The following is a 15969-nucleotide window of genomic DNA, read 5'->3' as shown; positions in this document are numbered from 1 at the left end:
GGCCGAGTGATCCCATGCTGATGTCCAACCGCGACCGCCCGGCCCGGCTGCACTATATGGCCTACAGCTTTCGCGTCCTGCAGGCGGGCGACCATGTGGTCTGCGCCGTCAGCGGACGGAAGATCCCGCTGGACGACCTGCGTTACTGGAGCATATCGCGGCAGGAACCCTATGCCAGCGCCGAACTGTCCGCCCAGGCCGAACTGAAGGCGCGCGGATCCTAGATGAAGCGCTGGATCGTCGCGGCGGCACTGGCGGTGGCCGGCATGACGGTCGCGACGTCCGCTGCTCCCGCCGGTCCGGAACTGGTTCTGAACGGCGCGCCCATGCAGGGCGGCGCGTTGCTGGGCACGGCGCCCAGGGGCACCGTCGAACTGCGTTTCGATGACCAGCTGGTGCCGGTCGATGCCGATGGCCGCTTCCTGATCGCCTTCGATCGCGATGCCGCGCCGCAGGCCGGGCTGAGGGCGCGTCTTGCCGACGGAACCATGGTCGAGCGCACCCTGGCCGTCGCATCGCGGGATTGGCGGATCGAACAGGTCGATGCGCCGCTGCGCCCCACCAGGAACACGCAGGCCTTCCTCGCCCTGCGAAAGCCGGAGCTGGAGCAGATCGCCGCCGCTCGCAAGGAGATGACCGACGCGCAGGGCTGGCGCCAGCGGTTCATCTGGCCACGCCTTGGCCGCATCTCCGGCCTGTTCGGCGCGCAGCGTATTTATCAGGGACAGCCGGGCGCCTATCATGGCGGCGTCGACATTGCGGGCGCCCCGGGCGAGCCGGTGGTGGCCCCGGCCGATGGAGTGGTGACGCTGGCGGCCGATCACCCTTTCACGCTGGAGGGCAATCTGCTGATGATCGACCATGGCCATGGATTGAACAGCGCCTTCCTGCACCTCTCGCGGATCGATGTGATTCCCGGCCAGCATGTGGTCCAGGGACAGCGCATCGGCGCGATCGGCGCCACCGGCAGGGCGACCGGACCCCATCTGCATTGGGCCATGAAGTGGAATGACGCCCGGATCGACCCGCTTCTGCTCGCCGGTCCAATGCCGCCGCAGTGAAGCAATATTTCACGGAACTATAATTTTATTCGTTCGTTTGCCGGAGCCGGAAATGTAAAATTTTGCCCGAAAACTCGGACCTGTAACAATGTTGTTAAACAGCCGTTCAATGTGAGTTTTTCGGGTTTGTGGCATAATTGCTACAGTTCAGATCAAATGCGATTTTTGACCTTCTCCCCTGCTTTACACTCATAAAACGTCTGCGCAGAGTAATCCGCAGCACGCGTGAAGAGGGTTTTGCTGTCGGGCTCTTCGCCCTCTTCACGCGTCCAAAACAGCACGCGGGCCAATCCGCGAACCTCCAGAGCAAGGGACTGGATAGTGAAGACCATAACAAAGATCGGGCTGCGCGGTGGCGCGGCTCTTCAGGCGTTGACGCTCGTCGGCGCCGGCCTCGCGGCCTTCTCCACACCCGCTTTCGCGCAGGCGCCCCAGGCTGCCGATACGCAGGCGGCCTCGGATGACAGCAGTGCAACCATCGTCGTTACTGGCTCCATCTTCCGCAACCCGTCGACCTCTACCGCTGCGCCGCTCACGGTCTTGAGCTCGGAAGAACTGACCAAGCGTGGCGTCAACACCATTTCCGACGCTGTCCAGTCGATCGCCGCCAACAATGCCGGCTCGATGAGCAAGAGCTGGAACAGCTTCAACTTCGCGACCGGCGCGACCGCGGTGTCGCTGCGCGGCCTGGGTAGCGGCAACACGCTGACCCTGTTCGATGGTCTGCGCAGCGCGCCCTATCCGCTGGCGGATGACGGCCACCGCAATTTCGTTGATCTGAATGCGATTCCCGACGCCATCGTCGACCGCATCGACGTGCTGCAGGACGGCGCTTCGGCCACCTATGGCGCGGATGCCGTCGCGGGCGTCGTTAATGTCATCGTCAAGAAGGAAATCGTCGGCCTGCACGCCAATGCGTCGGCGGGTATTTCGCAGCGCGGCGACGCCGGGGAGCGCCGGATCGACGCCACTTACGGTTATGGTAAGCTGAACGAAGACGGCTTCAACATCTACATCAACGGCGAATATCAGAAGAGCGACCCGCTCTACGCCCGCGATCGTGGCTTTCCTTGGAACACGGCCGATCTCAGTTCCTATTGCAATGAAGCAGGCAGCTGCCTTGCGAATAACGTCGTCAACGGCGTCCAGAGCAACGGCGCGATCCTGAGCATCGGGTCCACCCGCGTCCCGGTCATGCGTCCCTATGATCCAACCACCGTGACGCCGAGCGGCGACTGGGTGCTCGCCAATCCGGCGGCCGGATGCCGTGACCTGACGGCGATCACGCTGACGCCCGCGCAGCAGGCGGCGCTCGGCGCGACGGCGCAGCAGTGCCAGCAGGATAATGTGAAAGATTATCTGCAGGCGCAGCCGTCGATCGAGCGTATCGGTGGGACGCTGCATGCCACGGTCAATGTGGGGAGCAGCGCTCAAGCCTATGCGATGTTCAACTTCTATAATGTGAAGACGGCTTCCTCGCTGACGCCGCTGACCTTCGCGGGCCAGACGGCGGCGGGCGGCGATACCTTCGTCCTCAGCCCCGTCTTGCTTCCGGTCTATGTCTGCCCGCAGGGCACCGTGACCTGCACGGCCGCGAACGGCACGCTGAACCCCAACAACCCCTTTGCTTCGTCGGGGCAGCTCGCCCGCGTCAACTATCGCTACGACCGTCCGCGTGAGACGTTCAGCGATGCCAAGACCTATCGCGCCGCCGCCGGCATCAACGGCTCCTTCGGCACGGGCTGGGATTATGACGCCAACTTCACCTGGTCGCGCGTCGATCTGAAGGTCACGAACAAGAATTATCTCTTCGCTCAGCATCTGGTCGACGTGATCAATGACGGTTCCTGGAATTTCATCGATCCGAACGCCAACTCCGAAGCTCTGCGGAATTACATCGCACCGGTCAACGTCAACAAGTCGTCCTCGGAATTGTGGCAGGTGCAGGGCACGCTGGCCAAGGAATTCTTCCAGTTGCCCGGCGGCGCGTTGAAGGCGGCCGTTGGTGTTGCCTATCGCCATGAGTCGATCGACAATCCCAGCGCCAACCCACCGGACAATGATAACCCGTCCGAGCGCTATTACAGCATCAACGCCGTGGGTGCGATCGGTAGCCGTAACGTCAAGTCTGCCTTCTTCGAACTCGACGCACCGATCTTTGATCAGCTGTCGCTGAATGCTTCGGGCCGCTACGACAAATATTCGTCGGGCCAGAAGAACTTCTCGCCGAAGTTCACCGCGATCGTGAAGCCGATTGAGCAGGTCCGCCTGCGCGGCACCTTCTCCAAGGGGTTCCGTATCCCCAGCTTCAATGAGGCCTATGGTCTGCCGACGACCGGCTATGTTACGACGACGATCGATCCGACGACCCCGGAAGGCGCGGCCTTCATCGCCGCCCATGGTGGCAATGCCTATGCGTCGCTGCCCTATTCCTATGGTCTGACCGCCACCGGCAATTCGGAACTGAAGCCTGAAAAGTCGACCTCCTACACGCTGGGTGCCGTGTTCGAGCCGTCTTCGCGCTTCTCCTTCACCGCCGACTATTGGCACATCAAGATCAAGGGGTTGATCGGCAGTCCCGATTATTCGGAAGTTCCGACGCTTTATTATCAGAATAACGGCGTCGTGAACCTGCCGGGTCTGACGGTCAGGCCGGGCATCGCCGATCCGGATCATCCCGGCGCCCTGCCGGTCTTGGGTTTCATCGAATATTCGTTCGTGAACTCAGATTCGCAGATCGCATCGGGCCTTGATTTCTCGGCGACAGGTCGTTTCGATCTGGGCAGCAACATTCGTCTGACCAGCACCGCGAACGCGTCCTATCTGATGAAATTGCAAAAGACGGTTGGCGGCGTAGTGCAGCGTTATGACGGCACGCTCAGCCCCTGTGACGTGACGTCCTGTTCGGGTGCGCCGAAGTGGCGTGGCACTTGGAGCAACACGCTGGACTTCAACGATCGCGCGTTTATCAACCTGACTGCCTACTACACGTCGGGCTACGACATGGCCTCGATCGACTATGAAGGCGTGAAGGGCGATTGCGAGGCCAGCACTGGCGCTTCGGTCTACACCTATCGCGACGGCACCCCGTTCAAGTGCCGCGCCAAGCGCTGGATCGACGTCGACATGACCGCCAGTGTGAAGGTCAACGACCAGTTCACACTCTACGCGAACGTCATGAATCTGCTCGACACCAAGCCGGACTTCAATCCGGGTCAGACCTACAGCCTGGGCTATAACTATAACGTGGCCTGGGAAGGCGCCGGCTTCACCGGCCGCTGGTTCCGCGTCGGCGTGAAGGTGGATTATTGATCGATCTGCCGAGACAAGAATGAAAAAAAGGGGGGCGCTTCCATCGGAAGCGCCCCCCTTTTTTGGCTGGAGGTGGAGGACTTCAGTCCAGACTGAGCCTCAACCCCCCATCGCCTTCGTCGACCTTCACGGTCGCCCCGTCAGGCACCTCGCCGCGCAGGATCAGGTCCGCCAGCGGGTCCTGCAAATAGCGCTGCACCGCCCGCTTCAGCGGCCTTGCGCCATAGACCGGGTCATAGCCGACCCGCCCCAGCCACGCCCGCGCGCCGTCGGTCAGGTCCAGCGTCACCTTGCGGTCCTTCAGCAGCTTGCCGATCCGCGCCACCTGGATGTCGACGATCGGCGCCATATGGCTCGCGCCCAGGCGGTGGAACAGGATCACCTCGTCCAGCCGGTTCAGGAATTCCGGCCGGAAATGGGCGCGGACGATGTCCATCACCTGATCCTCGACCTTCTCCACCGGTTCGTCATCGGCCAGCGAAGCGATGAACTGGCTGCCCAGGTTCGACGTCAGCACGATGATCGTGTTGGTGAAGTCCACCGTCCGGCCCTGCCCATCGGTCAGGCGGCCGTCGTCCAGCACCTGCAGCAGCACGTTGAACACGTCGCCATGCGCCTTCTCCACCTCGTCGAACAGCACGACCTGATAGGGGCGGCGGCGGACGGCTTCGGTCAACACGCCGCCTTCCTCATAGCCGACATAGCCCGGAGGCGCACCGATCAGCCTGGCGACCGAATGCTTCTCCATGAACTCGCTCATGTCGATGCGCACCATCGCGCTGTCGTCGTCGAACAGGAAGCCGGCAAGCGCCTTGGTCAACTCGGTCTTGCCGACGCCCGTCGGCCCCAGGAACAGGAACGATCCCAGCGGCCGGTTCGGGTCCTGCAATCCGGCCCGGGATCGGCGCACGGCGGTCGCCACGGCCTTCACCGCATCGGCCTGCCCGATGACGCGCTTGCCCAGTTCCGCTTCCATGGCGAGCAGCTTCTCCCGCTCGCCCTCCAGCATGCGGTCGACGGGGATGCCGGTCCAGCGGCTGACGACAGAGGCGATGTCCTCGCTCGTCACCTCCTCGCGCAGCATCGCGCCCTGGGTGACGTTCTGGGCCTCCTCCAGCTTGCGTTCCAGGTCGGGGATGCGGCCGTAAGCCAGTTCCCCCGCCTTCGCCAGATCACCGGCCCGCTGCGCCTGGTCCAGCTCGACGCGAGCGGCGTCCAACTGTTCCTTCAGCTTGCTCTCGCCCGCGATCTTGTCCTTCTCCGCCTGCCAGCGCTGCGTCAGTTCGGCCGACTGCTGCTCCAGATTGGCCAGGTCTTCCTCCAGCGCCGCCAGACGGTCCTGCGACGCCTTGTCCGTCTCCTTCTTCAGCGCCTCCCGCTCGATCTTGAGCTGGATGATCCGCCGGTCGAGCGTCTCGATCTCCTCCGGCTTGGATTCCACCTCCATGCGCAGGCGGCTGGCGGCCTCGTCCATCAGGTCGATGGCCTTGTCCGGCAGGAAACGGTCGGTGATGTAACGATTGCCGAGCGTCGCCGCCGACACGATCGCGCCGTCGGTGATCCGCACGCCATGGTGCAGCTCATATTTCTCCTTGAGGCCGCGCAGGATGGAGATGGTGTCCTCCACCGTCGGCTCGCCCACGAAGACGGGCTGGAAGCGCCGCTGGAGCGCGGGGTCCTTCTCGACATATTTGCGATATTCGTCGAGCGTCGTCGCGCCGATGCAATGGAGTTCGCCGCGCGCAAGGGCAGGCTTCAGCAGATTGCCCGCATCCATCGCCCCCTCGGACTTGCCCGCACCGATCAGCGTGTGCATCTCGTCGATGAACAGGACGATCTGGCCCTCCGCGCCCTTCACCTCGTCGAGAACGCCCTTCAGCCGTTCCTCGAACTCGCCGCGATACTTGGCGCCCGCGATCAGGCTGCCCATGTCGAGCGCCATCAGCGTCCGGTCCTTCAGCGTATCGGGCACGTCGCCATTGGCGATGCGCAGCGCCAGCCCTTCGGCGATGGCGGTCTTGCCGACGCCGGGATCGCCGATCAGGACGGGATTGTTCTTGGTGCGGCGGGCCAGGATCTGGATCGTCCGCCGGATTTCCTCGTCGCGGCCGATCACGGGGTCGAGCTTGCCCTCGCGCGCCGCCTCGGTCAGGTCGCGGGCGAATTTCTTGAGCGCGTCATAGCGATCCTCCGCCCCCGCCGTGTCGGCGGTCCGTCCGCCGCGCAGATTATTGATCGCGGCGTTCAGGCCTTCCGCCTTCACGCCCGCCGCGCTCAGCGCCTTGCCCGCCGCCGTGGTGGTGGCCAGGGTGAGGGCCAGCAACAGCCGCTCGACCGTGACGAAGCTGTCGCCCGCCTTGGCCGCGACCTGTTCCGCGCTGTCCAGCACGCGCACGGCGTCGTTGTCGAGGCCGGGTGTCTGCTGCGCCCCGCTGCCGGAAACGGCAGGAACCTTGGCCAGCGCCGCATCGGTTTCGCGCAACGCCACGCCCGCATCGCCGCCCGCCGCCTTGATCAGGCCGGACGCCATGCCCTGCTGGTCCTCCAGCAATGCCTTCAGCAAATGCTCCGGGCTGATGCGCTGATGGCTCATCCGGATCGCGACGGTCTGCGCCGACTGGAGAAAGCCCTTGGCGCGGTCAGTGAATTTTTCGAGGTTCATACTATCCCCTTCGTGAAGCTGCTCACGATGTAATGTTGCATAAAAGCAACACAAGAGGCGCTACGCAAATATCCTTATGCGCTATCAATTCACCGGATCGTTCATGGTTTCGTCGCCTTGGGCGCATCCGGCGCAAATGCATCCCCAAAGAAATCCCCCTTGTACCAGCGCGGCGCCTGCGGCTCGTCCGCGATCTCCCGCGCAATGGCATAGTTCACCCTGGCGAACTTCGCGGCCGCATCCCAGTTGAAGGGCAGGCTCATCTGATCGGAAAGCTGGTGATAGTCGGTCTTGAGGAAATGTTCGAACGCCTCCCTTCCCGGACCCGCAAAGCCGGTCATCAGGAACAGCGCCGGCACCCCTTCCTGGACGAAGCGATAATGGTCGGACCGGGTGAACAGCCCCTCGGCCGGCAACGGATCGGGCGAAAGCGAGATGCCCTGCGCCCTGGCCGCCTTCTCTGCGATTGGCCCAAGGGTCGAATGATCGGCGCCAAAGGCGATCACGTCATGGAAATCATAGGTCAGGATCGGCATGTCGAGATTGACCACCCCGACCAGCCTGCCGCCTGCCGGCAGGACAGGGTTCTTCGCCAGATATTGCGACCCCAGCAGCCCGTCTTCCTCCGCGGTGACGGCCGCGAAAAGAACGGACCGCCTGGGGCGCTCCCCACTCTCCGCGAACGCCCTTGCCACGGCAAGCAGGGTGGCGACGCCCGACGCATTGTCCATCGCGCCGTTATAGACCCTGTCCGGTCCCTTGCCGTTCTCCTCCATCCCCAGATGATCGAGATGCGCCATCAGCAGCACATATTCATGCGAAAGCGCCGGGTCGGCGCCGGGCAGGACCGCCAGCACATTGCGGCTGGGTGCCGTTTCGACGATGCTGGTGCGGTCGATCCGGACCGTGGGTTGCAGCGCGAATCCCCTGGGTCGGGCACCCTTCCTTTCCGCCTGCGCGCGGATCGCGGCGAGGCTCTTGCCCGATCCTGCGAGCAGTGCGTCGGCTGCTGCGCCGGTCACCGTCGCGGTGCCCCGGATGGCAGGCGCGCGGACATAGGGCTGGCCGTTCCTGGCGATCCAGCTTACCGAAGGGTGCTGCGCCCGGTCGCGTATCTTTTCCCACGGCGTGCGGCCCAGATAGCTGGCGGTGGGTATGGTGATAAGGCCGACGGCGCCTGCCTGCTGCGCGGCCAGGGACTTTTCGGCGGCGAGATGCGCGCCGATCTCGCTCGGCATGCCGGCCGGGGCGCCGGACAGCGCAACCGCGAACTTGCCCTTGAGGTTGAGGCCAGCATAATCGTTGATCTTCTCGCGATCGGATTGCAGGCCATAGCCGACGAACACGGCCTGCGCCTCCATGCTCTGCCGCGGTTCGCGTCCAAATGCGCCGATGGCGATATCCTCGCCATTGGCGAAGCGCCTGCTGCCGATGCTGATCGAGGGCGCGGACGCCTTGTCTAGCCGTGCCACGGCGAGCGTCACGGGCTGGTACCAGCTATCGGGAATGACCTGCCGCAGGCCCAATGCCTCGAACCGGGCGGCGATATAACGGGCGGCGATGTCATAACCGCGCGTGCCCGCGTCGCGCCCCTCCAGCAGGTCGTCCGCCAGGAAACCGATATCGGCGCGAATGGCGTCCGCACCGATGGCAGGCGCGGTTTCAGCGGAGGAGGGGTAGGGCGTGGCGAGGACAAGGCCGAGGGCGGACACGAAGGCGAGGGAATGACGGCGCATCGGGTGCGAAGACCTCTTCTTATGGTTGGAGGCAAAGCCTATCGCGCCCATCCCGCCTGTCCAGCGGAAAGCGTATTGCGCGGCTAAAGCGCCCCGCTATGCTGCCGGCCAATCCACTGACCATCATGAGGCGCTCATGACCTTCTCCCCCTTTTCCCGCCGGATAATGTTGATGATCGGCCTGTCCTCGCTCGCGCTTGTTCCCACGATGCCGGCGGCGGCCGCTCCGGTGGCGCCGTCGGCCAGCGCGCCCGCGCCGCTCTCCAGCCTGGTGGCGGCGGTGAACATTCCCTATGAGCAGTTCACGTTGAAGAACGGGCTCCGTGTCATCGTCCACACCGACCGCAAGGCGCCCGTGGTCGGCGTATCGATCTGGTATCATGTGGGATCGCGCTTCGAACCGGCAGGCAAGACGGGCTTCGCCCATCTGTTCGAACATCTGATGTTCTATGGCTCGGAAAATGCCGACGGACCCTTTTTCGGGCGGCTGGAGGATATCGGCGCGACCGACTGGAACGGCACGACCTGGTTCGACCGCACCAATTATTTCGAGACGGTGCCGACCGGGGCACTCGACCGGGCGCTGTTCCTCGAATCCGACCGCATGGGCCATTTGCTCGGCGCCGTGACACAGGCCAAGCTCGATACCCAGCGGGGCGTCGTGCAGAATGAAAAGCGGATGGGCGAGAATGAGCCCTATGGGCTGGTCGAATATGCGCAGCTCGCCGCCATGCTGCCGGAAGGGCACCCCTATCGCCATTCGACCATCGGTTCGATGGCGGACCTGAACGCCGCCAGCCTGGGCGACGTGCAGGCATGGTTCAAGACCCATTATGGCCCGAACAACGCCGTGCTGGTGCTGGCGGGCGACATCGACGTGCCCACGGCCAGGGCGAAGGTCGAAAAATGGTTCGGCAACATCCTCGCCGGCCCCGCGCCCAAGGATGTAGATGCGACCGTGCCCACGCTCGACAAGGATGTCGAGAAGGTGATGCATGACAATGTCGCCGCCACCCGGCTCTACCGCAACTGGATCGTGCCTGGGGTGAATTCGGACGACCTGGTCCCGCTGAACCTTGCAATGGCGGTGTTCGGCGGCCTCAATTCCTCCCGCCTCGACAATATACTGGTGCGTGACGAGAAGGTCGCGGTGGGCGTGAAGGCGAACATCCAGCCCTTCGAGAAGCTCTCCATCGCGGAGATCACCGTGGACGTGAAGCCGGGACAGGACCCGGTGGCGGTCGGCAAGCGGCTCGACCAGCTTCTGGTCGACTATCTTGCCAAGGGTCCGACGGCGGACGAGGTGCAGCGCGCCGCGACGCAGCAGCTTTCGGGCACCATCGGCGGGCTGGAAAAGGTCGGCGGCTTCAGCGGCAAGGCGGTGACCCTGGCCGAAGGCGCCGTCTATTCGAACGATCCGGGCAAATATAAGAAGGATCTGGCCGCCTATGCCGCGGCGACGCCCCAGTCGGTCAGCGATGCCGCGCGCAAATGGCTGGGAAGGCCGGTCTTCCGGCTGACCGTGGCGCCGGGCGAGCGGTCGGCGGAGGACAATGCGCTGGCCGGCAACGCCACCCATCATCCGGCCTATTTCCGCGATCCCAAGAAGCCCGCGCCGGTCGCGGCGACCCCGCCCCCGCCGACCAGGATCGCGGAGCCGGGGATCGAGCCGGTCAAGGACCTGGAATTCCCGGCGGTCGAACATGCGACCTTGAAGAACGGCATCCCGGTGGTGTTCGCGCGCCGGGCGACGGTGCCGGTGGTGCGGGTGTCCGTGTCCTTCGACGCGGGCAACGCCGCCGACGACAAGACGAAACTGGGCACGGCGGGCCTCACCACGGCGCTGTTGGACGAGGGCACGACAACGCGCAGTTCGATCCAGATCGCCGAGGAGCAGGAACGGCTGGGCGCGTCGATCAGCGCCGGCAACGGCATGGATGCGACCAATGTCGGCCTCTATGCGCTGAAGCCGAATCTGGACGCCTCGCTCGGCCTGCTGGCGGACGTGATCCGCAACCCGGCCTTCGCGCCGGCGGAGGTCGAACGCCTGCGCGGCCAGGTGCTGACCCGGATCGCGGCGGAAAAGACCGAACCCATGCCGATCGCGCAGCGCCTGCTGCCGCCCTTGCTCTATGGACAGGCGCACCCCTATGGCATTCCCTTCACTGGCTCCGGCACAGAAAGCGGGGTGAAGGCGGTGACGCGGCCCGATCTGGTCGCCTTCCATGACAAATGGCTCCGGCCGGACAATGCGACGATCTTCGTGACGGGCGACACGACGCTGGCCGACGTGATGCCGCTGCTGGAAAAGCGTTTCGGCGACTGGAAGGCACCCAGGGTTGCAAAGGGGACGAAGCTGTTCCGCATGGACCGCATGATGCGGCCTTCGCGGATCATCCTGGTCGACAAGCCGCAAAGCCCCCAGTCGATGATCCTTGCCGGGCAGCTGACCAACAAGGCGGGCACCGACAATCCGGTGACGTTGCTGACCGCCAATGAAGTGCTGGGCGGCAGCTCGACATCCCGCCTGATCATGGACCTGCGCGAGACCAAGGGCTGGGCCTATTATGCGGGCAGCGCACTGCCGGGCGTCAAGGAGACGATCCCGCTGCTGGTCTATGCCCCGGTGCAGACCGACAAGACCGGCGAGTCCATCGTCGCCGCGCGGAAGGACATCGGCGATTTCCTGACCGCCAAGGGAACGACCGAGGCGGAACGCAACCAGACAATCAACAGCCAGATCCTGTCCTTGCCGGGCAGTTTCGAAACCTCGTCCGATCTGCTGGGGGCGATGATGCGGAACCGGATGATCGGGCGGCCGGATGATTATTATGAGACGCTTCCGGGCGTCTACCGCGCCATGACGGCGGCGGACATGGACAAGGCAGCACGGGAGGCGATCAATCCCGACCGGCTGATCTGGGTCGTGGTGGGCGACGCGAAACTGGTGAAGCCACAGCTTGACGCGGTCGGACTTCCGGTCGAAATGGGCACATTGGCAGATTGACGATTACGTAAAGGAGAAGTGCTATGGCAGCAGTGGACGGCGCCTATGATTGCGTGGCGAAGACGCCGATGGGCGACCAGAACGGCGTGCTGACCGTCATCAGCTCGGGCGACGGCTTTCACGGTACCTTCGCCGGCATGATGGGCTCGCTCGACGTGGCAGAAGGCAAGGTCGAGGGCAACAAGCTAAGCTGGAAGATGAACATGACGCTGCCCATGCCGATGACGCTGGAATGCGAGGCGGAAGTGAGCGGCGACAGCATCACCGGCACCATGCAGCTTGGCGCCTTCGGCACGGCGGGCTTTTCGGGCACGCGTCGGGCCTGAAGGATCGGCAGGCTGAGGTTGGAAGGCTGGGAAAGGGGCTGGGCACGCGACTTCCCAGCCCCATTTTCTTGGCCCGAAAATACTCCCGATTGCGCCGGGGCGGAACGGAAACCCTTGACGCAAGAGATTAGTTAGCTATCTAAATAAAATGTCCCGATCGGAGTTGAAGCGCGCGCTGGCGCATAAAATGCCGCAGGTGGCCCGGCAATGGCGGCAATTGGCCGATCTGGCGTTGGCCGAATTCGGCGTTTCCAACAGCGCGGCCTGGTGCCTCATCTATCTCGACCGGCTCGGCGCCGATGCGCGGCAGGCCGATCTCGCCGAGGAACTGGGGATCACCCAGCCTTCGCTGGTGCGGACCCTGGACCAGTTGCAGGCGGCGGGACTTGTCGAGCGCGTGCCGAATCCCGATGATCGCCGTTCCAACCGAATCGCCTTCACGCCGGAAGGCCGGGAACTGATCGGCCGGATAGAGGCGCGGCTGGAGGATTTGCGGCGCGAATTGCTGGAGGGTGTGCCGGACGCCGCCATCGAGATCATCGTCAACCTGCTGAACCTGCTGGAGCGGCGCATGGCCGAGCGGCGGGGTCAGTCGTAACGGGGACGACCCGCCATGAATGGTCCGACATGCGAGCGCTGACATGAACGCCTTTGGCGAGCGCGTGGGCTGGCCTGCGGCTCTGTTTTCCCTCAAATGCTTCGCGGCGGCGATGCTGGCGCTCTACGTCGCGCTCAGCATCGGGCTGGAACGTCCCTATTGGGCATTCCTGACCAGCTATATCGTCGCGCAACCGCTGGCCGGTGCGGTGATTTCCAAGGCGGTGTTCCGCATCATCGGCACGCTGACCGGGGCGATCTTCTCCGTTGCCGTCGTGCCGCCTCTGGTCAATGCGCCGGAATTGCTGTCGCTCGCCATGGCGCTGTGGCTGGCCTTGTGCGTTTTCGTCTCGCTGCTCGACCGCACGCCGCGATCCTATATGTTCGTGCTGGCGGGCTATAGCGCCTGCCTCATCGTCTTTCCCGACGTCGACACGCCGCAGACCATCTTCACCGTGGCGACGCTGCGGGTGCAGGAAATCACCATCGGCATCCTGTGCGGCACCCTGGTCCACGGTGTTGTCTTCCCCGGCTCCATAACCGATCTGCTGCTCGCGCGCGCGGCGGCCATGCTGCGCGATGCAGAACGTTGGTCGCATGACGCCATCGCGCTGGAGCCGGTGGAGGGGCTGGCGCAGGAACGCCGCCGCCTGGCGCAGGACATCACCGAACTGCACCAGATGTCGGTGCATCTGCCCTTCGACATAAGCCGCCTCGCGCCGCGTGTGCGAACGGTGCGCGCCATGCAGGACCAACTCTCGCTGCTGCTGCCGCTGGGCGCGGCGGTGGAGGATCGCCTGGCCATGTTGAAGGCGGCCAGCGGCGGCGTCGTGCCGCGGCAGGTTGAAACATTGATAGCGGATGTCCGGGCCTGGATCGTCAACCCCGGCGAAGATCTCGCCGTCCGCAATGCAGCGGCGGACGCGCTGATCGCCCGATGTTCCGCGCTGGAACCGGCGGCGCGGGCGGAGATGGGCTGGGCGGACATGATGCGCCTCAGCCTTTTTGCCCGCCTCGCCGCACTGATTGCCGCGCATCGCGACTGCCGCGACCTCTATGACCAGATGGTGACCCACAGGCGGGAGGCGGTCAGCGCCCGCGTCGGCGAATTGCTGGAGGGGCGGCGCAACCGGGAACTGCACAGGGACTATGGCGGCGCGGCGCGCGGCGCATTCGCGGCCTTCGTCACCGTGGCTCTGGGCTGCGCGCTCTGGATCGGCAGCGGATGGAAGGACGGCGGCAGCGCGGTCATGCTGGCGGGCGTGTTCCTTTCGCTCTTCGCGGGGTCGGACAATCCGCTGGCGCCGCTAAAGGGTTTCATGATCGGCACCATCGCCGCTTCGCTGCTGGGCGCGGTCTATGGCTATGCCATCATGCCGCGCCTTGACGGCTTTGCCATGCTGGCCGCCGCCTATGCGCCGATGCTGCTGCTGCTGGGCACCATGATGGCCTCGCCGCGCTGGATGGGCATCGCCTTGCCGACGCTGCTGGGACTGGGCAGTCCGGTGCTGTTGTCCGATCGGTATGTCGGCGCCTTCGCGAGCTACGCCAATGGCACCGTGGCCCAGCTGGTCGGCATTTGGTACGCGATCATCATGGCCGGGCTGCTGCAGTCGGCGGGGGTGGAGCGGGCGATCCGGCGTACGGTGCGCGCAGGGTGGAACGACATCGCCAATCGCGCCACGCTGATGACGCCGCCCGACCTGCGCGGCTGGATCAACCGCATGCTGGATCGCATCGCGCTGCTGGCGCCCCGGCTGGCCGCCGTCCGGTCCGACAGCGGGCAGCCGCTCTACGACGCGCTGCGCGACCTGCGGACCGGCGTTGCCATCGGCGAATTGCGGCAGTTGCGGCTCGACCTGCCCGTCGATGAAGCCGCGCCGCTCGCCGATGTGCTGACGGGCGTCGGCGCCCATTATCGCGGGCTGGACCCGGATGCACCGGAACCGGCCCGTCCGGCGCTGCTGACCGATATCGACGGCGCGATCAGTCATCTGTCCGATAATCCCGACGCCGCGATCCGGCGGGAGGGTATCCTTGCGCTGGTCAGCCTGCGCCGCAATCTTTTCCCCGACAGTCAGGGCTATCGGAAACCCTCGCCGATCGGACAGCCGGCATGACCGGAGAAATCGCCCTGGGCGGCGTCTATGTGCCGACCCTTTTATTGCTGGCGCTGGTGGCGCTGATCCTGAGCTGGGGCGTAACCCGGTTGATCGGCGCCTTCGGCCTCTATCGTTTCCTCGCTTATCGCGCGGCGGTCGACCTCAGCATCTTCGTGCTGATGCTGGGCGCGCTCGTCATCCTCGTTCCCGCCCTTGGAATCCGTCTATGAACCGCTTTGCCGCCACGCTGACCCGCAGCGCCGCCACCATCGTCCTCGTCATCGCAGCCGTGCTCGTCGCGCTGTGGATGTGGAATCATTATGAGCGCAGCCCCTGGACGCGCGACGGGCGGGTGCGGGCCGACGTCGTGCGGGTGACGCCCGACATTGGCGGGCTCGTCACCGCCGTCGCGGTGCATGACAATCAGGCGGTGAAGGCGGGCGACCTGTTGTTCGTGATCGACCGGCCCCGCTACGCGCTGGCGGTGGAGCAGGCCGAAGCGCAGATCGCCAGCGCCAGGGCGACGCTCGGCCAGGCCCGGCGGGAGGCGGCCCGCGATGTGGCGCTGGGCGATCTGGTGGCGAAGGAAGCGCATGAGCAGAATGTCGCCCGCGTCGCGACGGCGGAGGCGGCGCTGGCCGAAGCGATGAGCGCGCGGGATGCCGCTGCCCTCAACCTCCGGCGGACACGGGTGGCCGCGTCGGTCAATGGGGTGGTCACGAACCTCGACCTTCATCCGGGCGATTTCGTGGCGGCGGGGCAGCAGGCCATGGCGCTGGTCGACCGCGACAGCCTGCGCGTGGAGGGCTATTTCGAGGAAACCAAGCTGCCCCTGGTCTGCATCGGTGCGCCCGTGACGGTGCGCCTGATGGGGGAGGCGCAGGATCTGCACGGCCGGGTCGACAGCATCGCCTATGGCATCAATGACAGCAGCCGATCGGATTCGGGCAATCTGCTGCCGACGGTCGAGCCGACCTTCTCCTGGGTGCGGCTGGCCCAGCGCATTCCGGTGCGAGTGAAGCTGACGCAGGTGCCCCCGGAGGTAAAGCTCATCGCCGGGCGTACAGCCACCGTGACGATCGAACCGGCGCGCAAGGATGCGAAGGCCGGGGGGTGCCGTCATGCGTGAGATGCGGGCCAGTGGCGCCTTTTCCTCCTCCGGCCGA

Annotated in this window: 12 protein-coding genes; 9 read left to right on the top strand and 3 right to left on the bottom strand. The window is 65.0% G+C overall.

The genetic code is table 11. The features are described from left to right. Positions 1 to 14: 14 nt before the first annotated feature. Both ACN9MX_RS09605 and ACN9MX_RS09600 read left to right on the top strand, forming a co-directional pair. Positions 15 to 224: a DUF2093 domain-containing protein gene (locus tag ACN9MX_RS09605; protein WP_363737926.1), complete on the top strand. Its 210-nt coding sequence runs from the start codon at positions 15 to 17 to the stop codon at positions 222 to 224. Then, positions 225 to 1061: a M23 family metallopeptidase gene (locus ACN9MX_RS09600; protein ID WP_426386773.1), complete on the top strand. Its 837-nt coding sequence runs from the start codon at positions 225 to 227 to the stop codon at positions 1059 to 1061. 152 nt (positions 1062 to 1213) lie between these two features. On the opposite strand, the gene ACN9MX_RS09595 is transcribed toward ACN9MX_RS09600, so the two are convergent. After that, positions 1214 to 1351, bottom strand: coding sequence for a hypothetical protein (locus ACN9MX_RS09595; RefSeq protein WP_426386771.1), 138 nt, complete (start codon positions 1349 to 1351; stop codon positions 1214 to 1216). A 31-nt stretch (positions 1352 to 1382) separates the two neighbouring features. Here ACN9MX_RS09595 and ACN9MX_RS09590 point away from each other — a divergent pair, with 31 nt between their 5' ends. Next, entirely contained in the window at positions 1383 to 4373 is a 2991-nt protein-coding gene (locus tag ACN9MX_RS09590; RefSeq protein WP_426386769.1) for a TonB-dependent receptor domain-containing protein, read from the top strand. An 82-nt stretch (positions 4374 to 4455) separates the two neighbouring features. On the opposite strand, the gene clpB is transcribed toward ACN9MX_RS09590, so the two are convergent. Beyond that, the gene (clpB, locus tag ACN9MX_RS09585; RefSeq protein ID WP_426386768.1) at positions 4456 to 7035 is read right to left on the bottom strand and encodes an ATP-dependent chaperone ClpB; all 2580 of its coding nucleotides are present in this window, start codon (positions 7033 to 7035) and stop codon (positions 4456 to 4458) included. Between the two features lie 101 nt (positions 7036 to 7136). Continuing rightward, positions 7137 to 8771: a M28 family metallopeptidase gene (locus ACN9MX_RS09580; RefSeq protein ID WP_426386767.1), complete on the bottom strand. Its 1635-nt coding sequence runs from the start codon at positions 8769 to 8771 to the stop codon at positions 7137 to 7139. Positions 8772 to 8907: 136 nt separating this feature from the next. On the opposite strand from ACN9MX_RS09580, the gene ACN9MX_RS09575 reads away from it, so the two are divergent. From ACN9MX_RS09575 to ACN9MX_RS09550, 6 genes are all read left to right on the top strand, one after another. After that, complete coding sequence (locus tag ACN9MX_RS09575) at positions 8908 to 11778, top strand: M16 family metallopeptidase (RefSeq protein ID WP_426386766.1); 2871 nt, start codon at positions 8908 to 8910, stop codon at positions 11776 to 11778. 23 nt (positions 11779 to 11801) lie between these two features. Further along, positions 11802 to 12104 carry a hypothetical protein gene (locus ACN9MX_RS09570; protein WP_133653240.1) on the top strand — a complete coding sequence of 101 codons (303 nt, stop codon included), beginning with the start codon at positions 11802 to 11804 and terminating at the stop codon, positions 12102 to 12104. Between the two features lie 148 nt (positions 12105 to 12252). Beyond that, positions 12253 to 12702 (top strand): MarR family winged helix-turn-helix transcriptional regulator, encoded by a 450-nt coding sequence (locus ACN9MX_RS09565; RefSeq protein WP_363737936.1) that lies wholly within the window; start codon positions 12253 to 12255, stop codon positions 12700 to 12702. 43 nt (positions 12703 to 12745) lie between these two features. Next, positions 12746 to 14821: an FUSC family protein gene (locus tag ACN9MX_RS09560; RefSeq protein ID WP_363737938.1), complete on the top strand. Its 2076-nt coding sequence runs from the start codon at positions 12746 to 12748 to the stop codon at positions 14819 to 14821. Further along, positions 14818 to 15033 carry a DUF1656 domain-containing protein gene (locus ACN9MX_RS09555; protein ID WP_363737940.1) on the top strand — a complete coding sequence of 72 codons (216 nt, stop codon included), beginning with the start codon at positions 14818 to 14820 and terminating at the stop codon, positions 15031 to 15033. The genes ACN9MX_RS09560 and ACN9MX_RS09555 overlap by 4 nt, the downstream gene beginning before the upstream one ends. Next, entirely contained in the window at positions 15030 to 15932 is a 903-nt protein-coding gene (locus ACN9MX_RS09550; protein WP_426386764.1) for an efflux RND transporter periplasmic adaptor subunit, read from the top strand. Before ACN9MX_RS09555 ends, ACN9MX_RS09550 begins: the two co-directional genes overlap by 4 nt. Positions 15933 to 15969 lie beyond the last annotated feature (37 nt).

This window comes from Sphingobium sp. R-21 (assembly GCF_049913335.1).
Lineage (GTDB): Bacteria > Pseudomonadota > Alphaproteobacteria > Sphingomonadales > Sphingomonadaceae > Sphingobium.
The sequence above is the reverse complement of the archived record's forward strand: the minus strand, read 5'-3'. Positions and strand labels throughout refer to the sequence as shown.